We start from the raw sequence: 13,710 nt of genomic DNA, 5'->3' as shown, positions 1-13,710 counted from the left end.
AATAGTGGTAATAATGAGGTAACATTTTTTGATATTGTTGGTATCGGAATCATTACAGCAGTATTTTTTTCGCTTCCTGCAGATTGGCAGAGGCATTGACCTGTCGGATGTTGCGGTTATTGATACGAATGGGGGCACACCGTTCCAGAATTCGGTCATAAATTCTTCTATGTGCCACGTCAGGTGCATTATTCAGTTCCGTCAATGTGAGATTGGTTGTTACAATCAGCGGTTTTTTGCTGCGGTAACGGCTGTCGATCACATTGAATACCTGTTCAAGGGCAAATTCAGAATTGCGTTCAATCCCTAGGTCATCAATGATTAGCAGGCTGTATCGGTTCAGACTGTCAATGAACTGGTTCCTGTCTTCGAAGTGCATTCCGGTCAGGGTATTCAGAATCCGGGAGAAATTTGTCATCAGCACCAGAACACCTTTTTCCAGAAGAGCATTGGCAATACAGCCCGCAAAGAAGGATTTCCCGGTACCGACATTTCCCCAGAGGAGAAGACCGGAGGAATTGGCTTTCATATCTTCCCAGTTATCCACATATTTGTGGGCGTATGCCATCTCCGGATTGATGCCGTTATCTTTGTCAAATGTATAATCATAGAGTGCCTTATCCTGTAACCCGCTGGCTTTCATCCGTTCGATTTCTGCCTGTTTCTCCAGCAGTTTCCGTTTGTTTTCTTCCTGTTCATAGAGTTCCTGCTGGCATTTGCATCGGATGGGCGGCATGAATACCCTGCCCTGCAAGGTGTACCTGCCCTGTCGGGGTGTATGGCATTTGGCGCAGTAGATCAGGGTGTCGGAGTCATGAAAATATTCATCCGGCTGCAACTCTCTGTTTGGTTCCTGATTGGTCAGTTCTTCTGTAAACTTTTTCATAATGTTTCGTACTCCTCACTTTCGTAAATACTTTGCCGGGAAGGGGGATTGTCCTGCCTTGCCCAGTTGATGATGGTGGCTGCATGGTTTTGGTAGTGCTTTCCAGTGGAAGCCATGTAGCCGGATAACCGTTCGATATATTCCTGCCAGTCTGAAACCGACTGTCTGACTTCTTCCAGTTCCTTTTCTGACAGGAATACATTTTGAAATTTGCCATAGGGAGAGCGTTTCCCCTGGCTCTCTCTTTTTGATAAATCGTTCTTATCTCTCTCTTTCTTATTACAGGACAGTTTTCTGTCTGTCTCAGGGAAAGAATCCTGTCTGTCAGCAGGACAGTTTTCTGTCTGTCTCGGGGAAAGAATCCTGTCTGTCTGGCAGAATGCCCCTGCCGGGAATTTTATATAGATCTGGTTGGGATGCCCGGCTCCCTGACGTTTTCGAAGGATCAGATCCTCCTTTTCCAGTGCTGCCAGGGATGTTTTGATTGTCATCTGGCTTTTGTGGAGAACCTCCGCCATTGCATCGATGGTAAAGTAGAGGAACACATGACCGGATGTATCTGTCCAGCCTTCGTTTTTCAGGGAGAGCCTTGCACGGTCAAGCAGAACCATATAGAGCAGCTTGGTTGTTTCATTCAGCTCCATATCCAGGAGAAACTTGGGAAATACCATATAGGGCGGCAGTATGGTATTTCCTGTCAGAAATTCCGTCATGTGTCCACCTCCTTTGCGTCTCGGCTATTCTCCGAGAAAATCCCAGTCTACATCTGTCTCTGGCTCCGGTTCTTCATGAGACGGTAAGGATGCCCTGCTTTGGGGCTCCCTTTGTGCCATCCCTGCTGTCAGACCGGAAAGGAAGAGGGGAAGCGTTTGGTTCAGGCTCTTTTCCACGGCTTCTATAATCTGAGCGACAAAACGTTCTTCTCGTTCCCGGGTTTCCAGATAGGGGTCTTCCTGTGTGCGATAATATCGGTCAAAATAATCGACCAGTGCAAGGGCGATCACATGGCTGTAGGATTTGAATTCCTGCTTGTCCATGGCTTGCAGATATTCCCATGCTTTCCGTTGCAGTTCTTTCTCCAGATTGAAGCGCAGATTTGTGCTTCTGATGTTGTTTGCCATGGCTTATTCCCTCCTTTTCAGACTCATCAGAGCCAGATATTCATATCCCTTGGCGGTAGCACAGATATCATCAAGGATCGTGACACGGGATTCGTCATACGTCCCGAAATTACGGATCAGGCATCCGCCACCACCGACCACGTACAGCCGCATCAGGTCAGGGTTATACTCATATTTGCGGAGTGTGGCAAAGATATCAGCTACATACTGTCTGGCAACAGCTGTAATACAGTCCAGATATGGGGTAGAGGTATCTGCTGCTTTGAACCGCAGAACCTGTTCTACTGTGGATTCTTCGATCTTTACACCGAACCGGTCGAGGATGGCATTCTTTGCTGCAATCATGCACTGGTTAACCCCAAATTTTTCTGTCCAGCAACGGCTTTCCTGTGCTTTTTTATTGTTGATATACAGGATGTTCATGGTGCCGTTCCCGATATCTGCAAGGAGATTGGTGCCTTTCAGAGCACTCAGAAGGTTTACGATTGCGGGGTATCCCTGTGGATAAAGGCTGCATCCAACAAAGCGGATGTGGTAATCCTTGTTGTTGAAGCGGTAGCTGACTTCTGGATTCTGAAGCAGATAGGAACGGAATTCTTCCCGCTGGTTCCGGATCCATGTCAGGGGAAGCCCGGCAGCCAGATGGACATCTGCTTTCTGGATAGAAAAGACGTTCAGTTCCCTTGCCACTGCCATCAGTGTAAGGAGATAATAGTCTTCATCCATCGTTTTGTCCGATATAAATTCCTTGTGCCCTTCGCCGATCCGGTAATAGATGCCGTTATATTCCAGAGTGTTCCAGGTGAAAATTGGCTCTTTTTTGTAAGCTGTGATTCCGGTGGGTGTGACCGTGTTGGCAGTTTTAATATTGCCGTAGCCATGATCTACGGCGATGATTTTTGTGTTTTTGATTTCTCTCATAAAAAATCCCTCCATTTTTGTATTGATTTCCCTGGCAGTTCGTACCTGCGTGGTACTGGACTGCTGTGGGAAAAGCATACAAAAGATGGAGGGATAAGGCATTGAGAGAAAATTGAGTATGAAATGAGAAAAATGTTTTGAAAATAGGAATACAAGAAGAATAAGATGTTTCGATAATGACGAAGGCTGCATTTTACGGTGACCAACGGCCGCAATTCCGTTTTCTAACGGCCAAATAATGATTTTCATCGGTCGAATAGCACAATCCTCAATCCGAGTCAATGGCAGGGGCTAAAGCCGGCATAAATGCCCCATTGACACGGTTTCGGACTGTACTTATGTGTAATCAAGCAGAATAAAGAATTATTCTGCAACCACCAAATTTGTTGGCTGTTTCGGAATGGAATGAGGCCGTTTTGCTCCATAAAATCGACCGTTCAACTCCGCAATATGCACGAAGACCATTAAATTAGAATTCTTCAGTTTTATATTTGCATTTTACATGAATAAAGAGTATTCTTGTTTGTTAAGAAATGTGATGAAAGGAGTATGAGTAATCCTATGGTGAATATACATTGCCTTACGATCTTACGGGAAGATGAATTTCGTGAGTTGAAGAAAGATTTTCCGCATGATAACGAATTATTACACAGTATAAGATCAATCCGATACTGTAAAGCGGAAGTGTTTCGGGATTGTATTCTGGGAACTTTGCGGGTACCGGAAAAAAATGAAAAACGTACACCGCAGGTTGTCTGTGGATTTTACCTGACAGATAAAGAACTTTTTTTAATTGAGGACAGTGGGGAACTGAAACACTGGATAGAGAAAAAGGAAGAACAGTTTCAGGAGTTGAAATCACCGGATCAGTTTCTTCTTAAGATGATGGAATTGATGATTGAAAATGATCTTCTATATTTGTTACATTTGGAAAAAGAAATTGAAAAGATGGAAGATCAGCTTATAAAAGGTGTTCCAAATAATTTCTTTTCGGTTCTTACAAAGTATCGACAGAAACTATCTGAGCTGGATGCATATTATGAACAGCTGGCTATGATTGGTGATTTATTACAGTCTCAAGACGGACTGCCTATTATCCGTAATACAGAATCGTGGAATCGTTATGCACTTAGGACAGAGCGACTGCAGAACCATGTGCATTTGCTTAGAGAAAATATACTTCAGTTACGTGAACTGTATCAATCTCAGCAAGAAGCACAGCAGAATAAGATTATGTGTATTCTTACAGTTGTCACAACAATATTCCTTCCTTTGACACTTTTGACTGGATGGTATGGTATGAATTTTGTAAATATGCCAGAGCTACAGTGGAAATATGGATATGTTGCAGTGATTGTAATTGCAGCAATAACGATTATTTTTGAAATAATATATTTTAAAAAGAAAAAGTTGTTGTAAGAAATATGTGATTGGTTCTCAGAAAGAAAAGAGTGGCTTTTAAAATAATGGATCAGGTTGAGAAAAATAAATGGCTGCACACAATTTTGTATGCAGCCGAATCTATATGAAGAGGTGCCTTTTTCCTCCTTGGCAAATGTTAGTTTTGGTTATATTTTTACAACCAGAAACGGTTGGAAAAGCATCCACGCATAACGGATACAATACCCTGAAGGATCAGGAAAAATCCGATTGCCCAGGCCATAGCTGTAATACCAGCAAATGGATGTGTGAATGACAGAAAACCAATCACAGTCAGCAGGATTCCAAGTACCGTAAACCAGCCCCAGCCCTTTACTCCAAGTTTTTGAAGGTCAAAAGAATGAACCAATTTGGTGATACCTGAAAAATCAGCCACATTCCTAAAATAAAGGAAATCGTCATTGCGGTAAACCAGCTATTTCCCAGAATGAATAAAGACATCAGTACGGTCAGAATGCCGTCAGCAAGAAACCAGCCGGAGCCTGCCATATAATCATGCCCGGCTGCAAATATCACAATATCTATTATGCCGGAAAACATCATGGCAATTCCAAAGATAATGGGAAGAGCATAAAGAATCTCTCCGGGATTCCTCAAACACCCGATCCCGGTTATAATCAGAAGAATTCCGGCTAAAATCCATAATACTCTTGATGTCGTTTTACTCATACCAAAAACCTCTTTCCGAATTGTATTTGGCGTTTAAAACAGGCAGGGGTTTTATTCCCTGCCCGTTTAAGATCAACCTTCAATGGGAATATAATGGGAGTTGTTTTCAACTGCCTTCTGTTCTTTTGGAATAGTAAAGAAAAGAATACCATTTTCAAATTTCGGATGGATGTCTTCCTTCTGAACCTTGTTTCCCACATAAAAGCTTCTGCTTACATTTCCAGCATAACGTTCGCGGCGGATATATTTTCCTTCCTTATCTTTTTCATCTTTATCCAGACCTTTTGCTGCACTTACCGTTACATAACCGTTCTCAAGCTGGAACTGAATCTCGTCTTTCTTAAATCCGGGAAGATCAATGTCCACTTCATAAGTGTTGTCTTTTTCTTTCACATCGGTCTTCATGATATGGGGAGCATGTTTCCCATACAATTTTTTATCGATGTCCGGAAATGCAAAATCATCCATAAAATCATCAAATAAACTTTCTCCCAAAATACTAGGCATTAACATAAGTCATATCTCCTTTCATGACATAAACTAAAGTTTGCACTATCGGAGAAACCCGAAGTGTTGATTTATGAATATTAGGAGGATGAATCATTTCCATCGCCTTTGTTCTGTGTGTAATATAACACATGTATTAGCACTCGTCAATAGGGAGCGCTAATAAAAATGTGAAGATTTTGTGACCAAAATTTTGTAAACTGAAATGTCACATTTTCCTGGGATTGAAAAACAACCTGTGTGTGCTATACTGAATGGGTGGCGTACTTGAATAATAAACAATAAAGAGGCGATTGTAATGAGTAAAATGAGAGAAGTACCGCTGGGGCTGTTAAAACTGGCGGCAATTGTCTTAGCAGCTACCATAATTGGAAAGATATTTACAGGACTTGGATTTCCGGAGACGAATATTGTTGTGATGTATCTTCTGGCTGTTCTTTTGGTTGCGAGGTTTACATCAGGATATCAGTATGGGATTTTATCTTCAGTGGTTTCACTCCTATGTTATAATTATTTTTTTACGGAACCCTATCATACGCTTGCAGTAAATGATCCCGGGTATCTGATTACTTTTTCAATCATGCTGACAACTTCCATTCTCACGAGTGCCCTGACAACAAAAGAAAAACTATTAACGGAAGAAGCAAATGAAAGAGGGAAAGAAAGCCAGATCTTATATATGCTCTCCAGTAAGTTGTCTGATGCGTCGGATATGGAAGCTGTTTTGAAAATAGCTGCAGAAAGCATCAGCCATCTTTTTCAGGTAAATGTCGGATGTATTTATATTGGAAGACAGTCTGAACCGCTCTACATTCAGCAGTCAGGAAAAGAACAGATTCACAGAGGAGTGCCGGATGCAGAAGAGATTCGGAAGAAATATATGGATCTTCGGACAGAATATCTGGAAGAAGAGGATAGTTATGGTTATCCGGTTAATGGGAGAGAACATTTGCTGGCAGTGGTAAAAATTGATAAAACCGTTCATGCGGAAAAGCTGCAGGAAAAGAAAAAGCTGCTGCATTCTATCATAGAAAATGTCTCCATGGCGATGGAACGTATTGAAGTAACGGTAGAAAGAGTGCGTGACAGAGAAAATATGGAACGGGAAAGAGAACGTGCGAATCTTCTGCGTGCGATTTCTCATGATCTTCGGACACCACTGTCGGGTATCATGGGAACTGCGGAAATGCTGATGGATATGACTGACAAAGAAGACAGACGTCAGGGACTCCTTCAAGGTATCTATCAGGATGCCGACTGGCTGAAATCATTGGTCGAGAATATCTTAAGCCTGACAAGGCTGCAGGATGGCAAGATTGTGATACATAAGGAAATGGAAGCAATCGAAGAGGTGATCGGCTGTGCGGTTGCCCATGTGGAACGAAGCTTTCCAGAGCGGGAGATACAGGTAGAGATACCGGATGAGTTCCGGTTAGTGCCCATTGATGCAAAGCTGATTGAGCAGGTAATTACCAATCTGCTGGACAATGCAGTAAAACACACAAGACCGCAGGAAGCCATTACTGTTTCTGTCAGTTACACAGAAGATGAACTATTGGTTTCTGTCCGGGATGAAGGAGAGGGAATTGCAGAAGCAGATGTTCCAAATTTGTTTAAAATGTTTTATACGTCTAAATCCCGTTCTGCTGATGTAAAAAGAGGAATCGGGCTGGGGCTTACGATCTGTGAGACGGTGGTAAATGCTCATGGTGGAACGATCACCGGAGGGAACCGGACGGATAGGAAGGGAGCAGAGTTTCTCTTTACATTATCGCTTACGGAAGGAGAAAGTGAAATTGTTTAAAGAAAAGATATTGATTATTGAAGATGATATACAGATACAGAATTTTATGGCTTATACATTGGAAAATGCTGGATTTTTTGTGGAAGGCGCAGTAAATGGGAAAGATGGCATCTCCTATATGGTAAGGAAAAATGCAGATCTGATCTTACTGGATCTGGGGCTTCCGGATATGGATGGAATGGAAGTGCTCCATAAAATCCGTGAATGGTCGGAAGTTCCGATAATAATTGTTTCTGCAAGGGATCAGGATAAAGAAAAGGCAGCGGCTTTGGATGATGGAGCGGATGACTATCTGACAAAACCTTTTTCCGCTACAGAACTGATGGCCAGAATCCGAGTGGCACTGCGACACTATTACCGTATGAATCATTTGGAATCAGAGGAAAGACCGGATGATACGGTATATGTGAATGGAGGTCTGAAACTGGATAACGGGGCGCATATTGCCTATAAGGATGACAAGGAGATTCATCTGACCCCTTTGGAATATCAGCTGTTGCTTTTATTTATGCAGAATCCGGGAAAGGTACTTACCTACCATACGATTTTACGGAAGATATGGGGAGAAGGATACGGGGAAGATACACAGGTACTTCGTTCTGTAATGGCTTCCACCCGAAGAAAAATCGAACGGAATCCGGCAAAACCGGAGTATATAGAAACGGAAATAGGAATCGGATACCGGATGCGGGAGCAGGAATTCGTAAAATAAAAATAATTTCAGATGAAAAAAGAGGATGTAAATCGAGCAGTAAAGATTTGCATCCTCTTTTTTCTTACACCATTTTCACAACAGTCGTCTGATCTCACAACTTCTTCACACATTCTGAAAAATCTCACAGGATTCTCACAACCGGTGAATCGATTCCCACACCATTCCCACAGGTAAAAAGATATACTACGGGTACAACTTCAGAAGTGGGTGAGGATCCCTTCTGAAGTTGTGCCTCTGGCGGATCGCAGAGGCGCGCAGTCGAAAGCTCCTTCGGAGCGCGCGCCTCGCGGCAAGTACGCCGGTGGCGTACTTGATAATAAAAGGAGGAGAACCAAATGACTGAGAAATTAGAAAACAGATGTAAAAGGCTGATTGTTCAGCATGAATATAAAGAATGTGAAAAAAAACTGGGAGAGGCAATGCTTCAGAATCCGCATTCCGCAATCCCTCATAACCTGATGGGAATCCTGATGGAAAAAGAGCGTAATCATGTTCTTGCAATGAAACATTTCCGTGCAGCTTATGCACTGGATCCGACTTACATTCCCGCACGATATAACATGGAGCAGTATGGGACCATGTATCCTTCCGGAAGATGTGCCTATACAGAGGAGGATTGTCCGGTGCAGAATGATCCGCAGTTTAAAGTGGTTTACGATGAACATCATGTAGGACATCTTGTAAGAAAATAGGAGGGATTGAAATGACAGGAAAGGGAAATGAATGTACGGTGATCGCTGGATGCGGGCGTCTGGGTGCAAGCATAGCGGGAAAACTTTCAGAAGAGAAAAAAGATGTAATGGTTCTTGATTGTGATAAAACGGCATTCCGGAAATTGCCATATTCTTATGGCGGACTGACGTTAACAGCCAGTGCGACAGATATGGAGAGACTGGAAGCTTCTGGTCTTGCAGATGCTGCGGCTTTTATTGCTGTTACCGATCATGATTGTGTGAATATCTGTGCGGCGCAAATTGCAAAAAAGATGTTCCATATTCCGAAGGTTGTGGCAAGGATCTATGATGAAGAGAAGATTGCACTGGTAAAAGAGATGGGGATCGATACAATCTGCCCGTCAGAATTGTCGGAGAAGGAAATTGCCAATTACATCGAAATCGGAGGTGGAACACATGTGGAATAAAAAGAGAGAACAAAAAAGTATTCTGATCGTGGGAGGATTCCATAAAGCCAGATCCCTTGCCACTTCTTTGCTGAAAAAGGGATATCGTGTGACAGTCATTAATAAGGATTATGAAGCCTGTGAAAAACTGGCAGAAGTGAACAGGCTGAATGTTATTTTCGGAGACGGAAGTAAAAAGTTTATTTTAGAGGATGCAGCTGCCGGAAACTGCCAGGTGGCGATTGCACTGACAGACAGTGATGAGAGTAATCTTGTCATCTGTGAAATGTGTAAACAGTTCTTTCATGTGAAGAAAACAGTGGCTCTTTTAAATGATCCATCGAAAACAGATTTTTTCTACCAGATGGGAATTGACCGGGTGGTCTGTGCACTGAATATGATTACGAACATCATGGAGGAACAGGCAGTCATGGATGAGATGACCAGACTGATACCGGTTGACGAGGGAAGGATTCAGATTCTGGAACTGCCAATTCCGAAAAATTCATTAGTTGCGGGGAAGAAATTATGGGAATTGAATCTCCCCAAGGAAGTGATCATCGGCTGTATCCTTCGGGGAGACCGGAGTCTGATTCCCAGAGGGGATACCCGTATTACAGAAGGGGATGTGCTTCTGATCATTACTTCGGACAAGAGTAAACTTGACCAGATAAAGGAGCTGACGGAATATGCTGCATCGTAATGGAATATCAGTGATGGGGAAAATGATGGTATTAGAGGGCTGTATCCTGTTTGTTCCGCTTCTGGTTCTCCCATTTTACCCCGAAGAAATCGTTTTTATCTGGCAGTTCTTGCTGCCAGCGGCAGTTTCCATTGCACTGGGGATGGTTGTATGCCACAGAAAGAAAAGAAATATGAGCAGCAGCCGGATGGTGGTATTTACCTGGATGTATGGATTCATACTTGCGGTATTCCCATTCTGGCTGTATGGAAATATGACTCCTGTACAGGCTCTTTTTGAATCGGTAAGCGGGTTTACCACAACCGGACTTTCCGTATTGGATGTGGAGCGGCTGCCGCATATTTTCCTTTTCTACAGAGGTTTCCTGCAGTATGTGGGAGGTCTGGGGTTTGTGATGATGATGCTCCTTTTTATACAGGAAAAGGATTCGGTTACGTTGTACCAGGCAGAGGGGCATCCGGACAAATTAATGCCTACCATTGGAAAAACAGCAAAAGTGATTGGAATGATGTATGGATTTTTCCTGATTGCAGGCACGATTTTGTATACCATATGCGGGATGCCTGTTTTTGACAGCATCGTTCATACCATGTGTGCATTATCGACCGGCGGCTTTTCCAACCGGCTGGACAGTATCGGCTATTACCATTCCCTTCCCATTGAATGGATCACCGTTTTGCTGATGATGATTGGAACAACGAATTTTTCTTTGTTGCTGTTATTGTTCCGTGGACGGATCCGGGATTTCCTGCGTGCAAGTGAGATCCGTTTTTTGGCTGGCCTGACCGTGATCACGGTTCCAGTGATGACATTGTTTTTGGCAAAAAGTGGGATATCAGCAGGAGAGAGTACAGAATTGGCTTTTTTTAATGCGTTCTCTGCATTATCCACCACTGGGTATGCTACCTGCAGTTATCGTGAGTGGCCCGAGACAGCGCTGGGTATCATGATCTCGCTTATGATCATTGGCGGTGGGATCGGATCTACAGCAGGAGGAATTAAGCTGGGCAGGGTATGCAGGTTGATGAAGAATCTGGCATGGAATGTGAAGAAAAAGATGATATCGGACCGGACGGTAACGCTCACGTATTATTGTAAGGGAACAGAAAACGAATTACTGGACAGAACACAGGTGGAAGAAGCTTCTACCTATGCGCAGACGTATCTTCTGGTCTATGTGGCAGGGACGATTGCTCTGACATTCTTTTCCGGATGTACCTTACTGGAAGGGGCCTTTGAGTTTGCCTCCTCACTTGGTACGGTGGGACTCTCCATTGGAGTTACGAATGCAGGAACAAGTTCCGTATGCCTATTGATTGAGATCATAGGGATGATTTTAGGGAGACTGGAGATTTTTGTATTGATTCAGGCTTTTTTCAAAAACAGATAATCTTTTTAAGGTTCTTAATATGGGACAGGAGCCTCTTTATACATTTTTAAAAATGAGAATGATAGTATCAGATCATAAAAAGAAAACAAACGAGTGTATCAGGAGGTAAGTTCATGAAATACGGAAAAATGATATATGAAATAGAAAAGTGTATTGAGGATGGTGAATATTCAAAAGGGGAAAAACTGGCAGAACAGGCAATTATTAATAGCCCGAAAACTCCTGCTTTTCATAACCTGTTGGGGCTAATACTTGAAAAAGAATGCCGTCATGTACAGGCGATGAAATGTTTTAAGAATGCATATGATCTGGATCAGGGATATGAACCTGCCAGATATAATCTGGAACGCTATGGGATTTTCTGCCCGATTAAGAACTGTATGTATAGTGTTGAGGAAGAACCTATTGAATAATAAAACTTTATAACTTCTTTAAATGGAGAGCATTCTGCTTAACAGAAATTTATAAGAGAAAGTAGTAGATTAAAAAAGTACTCAAGAAAGAGTGCCAGGACTATGAGAAAAGGAGGCAAAGAGATGAATATCATCACAGCAGTCATAGGAATTTGTGCGACAGCACTATTGATTTATTATTTTGTAATTTTAATGAAGGGAGAAAAGATGTGATGGGAGCGATCATACAATATATATTTTATCTGACGGTGCTCGTCTTGCTTGCAATTCCGTTAGGACGTTATATCAGCAAGGCGATGAATGGGGAGAAAGTTTTCCTGACCGGAATTCTGGCACCGTGTGAAAAAGGAATTTATAAAGTGTTACATATTGATCCGGAAGAAGATATGTCATGGAAAAAGTATCTGGCAAGTGTACTGGCATTTTCCGGATTTGGACTTCTGGTACTGTTTCTTTTACAGGTGTTCCAGAAATTCCTCCCATTGAATCCCCAGCATATAGAGGGGATGAGCTGGGATCTGTCACTGAATACTGCCATAAGCTTTGTGACAAATACAAACTGGCAGGCATACAGTGGAGAATCACAGCTCAGTTATCTGTCTCAGGCTCTGGGGTTGACGGTTCAGAATTTTGTGACACCGGCTACGGGTATTGCAGTTCTATATGCTCTGATCCGTGGATTTACCAGAGTAAAAGGAAATGGTGTGGGAAACTTTTGGGCAGATCTGACAAGATCTACCCTGTATGTTTTAATGCCGCTTTCTCTGGCAGGTGCACTTATGATTGCTTCCCAGGGTGTGCCACAGACATGGAAAGCTGCAGAAACTGTAGAATTGATGGAGCCAGTTGCTTTTGATTCCGACGGCAATTATCTGGATGGAGCCAAGATCGACGGGGAGGCCGTAACGGTAGATGGAAAGGTTGTAGAGGATGCTGAAGTTGTTACAGAAGAAATCATTCCTCTCGGTTTTGCGGCAAGCCAGATTGCTATTAAACAGCTGGGTACCAATGGTGGTGGATATTATGGCGTAAACTCTGCACATCCGCTGGAAAATCCAAACTGGTTCAGTAATTTGCTGGAAATGTTGTTTTTACTTCTGATACCTGCGGCATTATGCTTTTCCTTTGGACGTGATGTCAAAGACAAAAAACAGGGAATCGCAGTTTTTATGGCGATGTTTCTGATGTTAATTGCAGCAATGTCTGTAGTAGCAGTAAATGAGCAGTCTGCATCTACGGCCCTTTCAGAAAATGAATATGTAGATACTTCCACTGACGGACAGGCTGGTGGAAATATGGAAGGAAAAGAAGCAAGATTCGGTATCGGTTCCTCTGTCACATGGGCAACATGGACGACGGCAGCATCCAATGGTTCCGTAAACTCTATGCATGACAGCTATACGCCTCTTGGCGGAATGATCACAATGCTTCTGATGCAGCTTGGTGAAGTAGTATTCGGAGGCGTAGGGTGCGGACTTTACGGTATGCTTGGATTTGCAATATTAACTGTATTTATTGCAGGATTGATGGTCGGAAGAACACCGGAATACCTGGGAAAGAAGATTGAACCTTATGAAATGAAATGGGCAGTCCTGGTATGCCTTGCCACACCAATCGCCATATTGGTATTCAGTGGAATAGCAGCAGCGGTTCCATCCGTTGCAGAAAGCCTGAATAACTTGGGGGCACATGGTTTTTCTGAAATGTTGTATGCATATTCATCAGCCGGAGGAAACAATGGTTCTGCATTTGCCGGTTTTGGTGCAGATACTCCATTTTTAAATCTTACCCTTGGTGGTGCGATGCTCCTGGCAAGATTTCTGCCTATTACCGGAATCCTTGCAATCGCAGGAAGTATGGTAGAGAAAAAGAAACTGGCAGTTACTGCAGGAACCTTATCTACCAGTAATGGAATGTTTGTATTCCTGCTGATCGTGATCGTTCTGCTGATTGGTGCTTTGAGTTTCTTCCCGGCACTGGCGCTGGGACCGATTGCGGAGTTCGTAGGATAAAAATCCGGA

The 13,710-nt window shown here is 43.0% G+C and carries 16 protein-coding genes; 9 read left to right on the top strand and 7 right to left on the bottom strand.

The features are described 5' to 3' along the window. Positions 1 to 52 precede the first annotated feature (52 nt). Genes FYJ39_RS12175 through FYJ39_RS12160 form a run of 4 tightly spaced genes read right to left on the bottom strand, consistent with a single transcriptional unit; the run spans position 53 to position 2,928 of the window. On the bottom strand, positions 53 to 886 hold the full coding sequence (locus FYJ39_RS12175) for an ATP-binding protein (protein WP_154472730.1): 834 nt from the start codon (positions 884 to 886) through the stop codon (positions 53 to 55). Beyond that, the gene (locus FYJ39_RS12170; protein ID WP_154472729.1) at positions 883 to 1,599 is read right to left on the bottom strand and encodes a replication initiator protein A; all 717 of its coding nucleotides are present in this window, start codon (positions 1,597 to 1,599) and stop codon (positions 883 to 885) included. The genes FYJ39_RS12175 and FYJ39_RS12170 overlap by 4 nt, the downstream gene beginning before the upstream one ends. 24 nt (positions 1,600 to 1,623) lie before the next feature. Continuing rightward, a complete protein-coding gene (locus FYJ39_RS12165; RefSeq protein WP_154472728.1) occupies positions 1,624 to 2,007 on the bottom strand; it encodes an adenylate cyclase in 384 nt (127 codons plus the stop codon). Between the two features lie 3 nt (positions 2,008 to 2,010). Then, positions 2,011 to 2,928 carry a ParM/StbA family protein gene (locus FYJ39_RS12160; RefSeq protein ID WP_154472727.1) on the bottom strand — a complete coding sequence of 306 codons (918 nt, stop codon included), beginning with the start codon at positions 2,926 to 2,928 and terminating at the stop codon, positions 2,011 to 2,013. A gap of 561 nt (positions 2,929 to 3,489) precedes the next feature. Here FYJ39_RS12160 and FYJ39_RS12155 point away from each other — a divergent pair. Next, on the top strand, positions 3,490 to 4,347 hold the full coding sequence (locus FYJ39_RS12155; protein ID WP_154472845.1) for a magnesium transporter CorA family protein: 858 nt from the start codon (positions 3,490 to 3,492) through the stop codon (positions 4,345 to 4,347). Positions 4,348 to 4,504: 157 nt separating this feature from the next. Here the strand turns inward: FYJ39_RS12155 and FYJ39_RS21520 are convergent, their stop codons facing one another. The 3 genes from FYJ39_RS21520 to FYJ39_RS12140 form a co-directional block, all read right to left on the bottom strand. Beyond that, positions 4,505 to 4,744, bottom strand: coding sequence for a DUF308 domain-containing protein (locus tag FYJ39_RS21520; protein WP_353847258.1), 240 nt, complete (start codon positions 4,742 to 4,744; stop codon positions 4,505 to 4,507). Beyond that, positions 4,681 to 5,037, bottom strand: a complete 357-nt coding sequence (locus FYJ39_RS12145; protein WP_154472726.1) for a DUF308 domain-containing protein — start codon at positions 5,035 to 5,037, stop codon at positions 4,681 to 4,683. Before FYJ39_RS12145 ends, FYJ39_RS21520 begins: the two co-directional genes overlap by 64 nt. A gap of 72 nt (positions 5,038 to 5,109) precedes the next feature. Beyond that, the gene (locus FYJ39_RS12140) at positions 5,110 to 5,550 is read right to left on the bottom strand and encodes an Hsp20/alpha crystallin family protein (protein WP_154472725.1); all 441 of its coding nucleotides are present in this window, start codon (positions 5,548 to 5,550) and stop codon (positions 5,110 to 5,112) included. 292 nt (positions 5,551 to 5,842) lie between these two features. On the opposite strand from FYJ39_RS12140, the gene FYJ39_RS12135 reads away from it, so the two are divergent. The 8 genes from FYJ39_RS12135 to kdpA all read left to right on the top strand — a co-directional run bounded on the left by FYJ39_RS12135 (position 5,843) and on the right by kdpA (position 13,701). After that, positions 5,843 to 7,348, top strand: coding sequence for a DUF4118 domain-containing protein (locus FYJ39_RS12135; RefSeq protein ID WP_154472724.1), 1,506 nt, complete (start codon positions 5,843 to 5,845; stop codon positions 7,346 to 7,348). Then, entirely contained in the window at positions 7,341 to 8,060 is a 720-nt protein-coding gene (locus FYJ39_RS12130; protein ID WP_235919825.1) for a response regulator transcription factor, read from the top strand. The genes FYJ39_RS12135 and FYJ39_RS12130 overlap by 8 nt, the downstream gene beginning before the upstream one ends. 338 nt (positions 8,061 to 8,398) lie before the next feature. After that, positions 8,399 to 8,755 (top strand): hypothetical protein, encoded by a 357-nt coding sequence (locus tag FYJ39_RS12125; RefSeq protein ID WP_195840425.1) that lies wholly within the window; start codon positions 8,399 to 8,401, stop codon positions 8,753 to 8,755. A gap of 11 nt (positions 8,756 to 8,766) precedes the next feature. Further along, positions 8,767 to 9,204, top strand: a complete 438-nt coding sequence (locus FYJ39_RS12120; protein WP_154472722.1) for an NAD-binding protein — start codon at positions 8,767 to 8,769, stop codon at positions 9,202 to 9,204. After that, a complete protein-coding gene (locus FYJ39_RS12115; protein ID WP_154472721.1) occupies positions 9,194 to 9,886 on the top strand; it encodes a potassium channel family protein in 693 nt (230 codons plus the stop codon). Before FYJ39_RS12120 ends, FYJ39_RS12115 begins: the two co-directional genes overlap by 11 nt. Then, a complete protein-coding gene (locus FYJ39_RS12110) occupies positions 9,873 to 11,276 on the top strand; it encodes a TrkH family potassium uptake protein (protein WP_154472720.1) in 1,404 nt (467 codons plus the stop codon). The genes FYJ39_RS12115 and FYJ39_RS12110 overlap by 14 nt, the downstream gene beginning before the upstream one ends. A 113-nt stretch (positions 11,277 to 11,389) precedes the next feature. Then, on the top strand, positions 11,390 to 11,689 hold the full coding sequence (locus FYJ39_RS12105) for a hypothetical protein (protein ID WP_154472719.1): 300 nt from the start codon (positions 11,390 to 11,392) through the stop codon (positions 11,687 to 11,689). 209 nt (positions 11,690 to 11,898) lie between these two features. Continuing rightward, on the top strand, positions 11,899 to 13,701 hold the full coding sequence (kdpA, locus tag FYJ39_RS12100; protein ID WP_287779214.1) for a potassium-transporting ATPase subunit KdpA: 1,803 nt from the start codon (positions 11,899 to 11,901) through the stop codon (positions 13,699 to 13,701). Positions 13,702 to 13,710 lie beyond the last annotated feature (9 nt).

It is taken from the genome of Clostridium porci (assembly GCF_009696375.1).
Taxonomy (GTDB): domain Bacteria; phylum Bacillota; class Clostridia; order Lachnospirales; family Lachnospiraceae; genus Enterocloster; species Enterocloster porci.
Note: the sequence above shows the minus strand (reverse complement) of the source record. Positions and strands in the feature narration are given on the sequence as shown.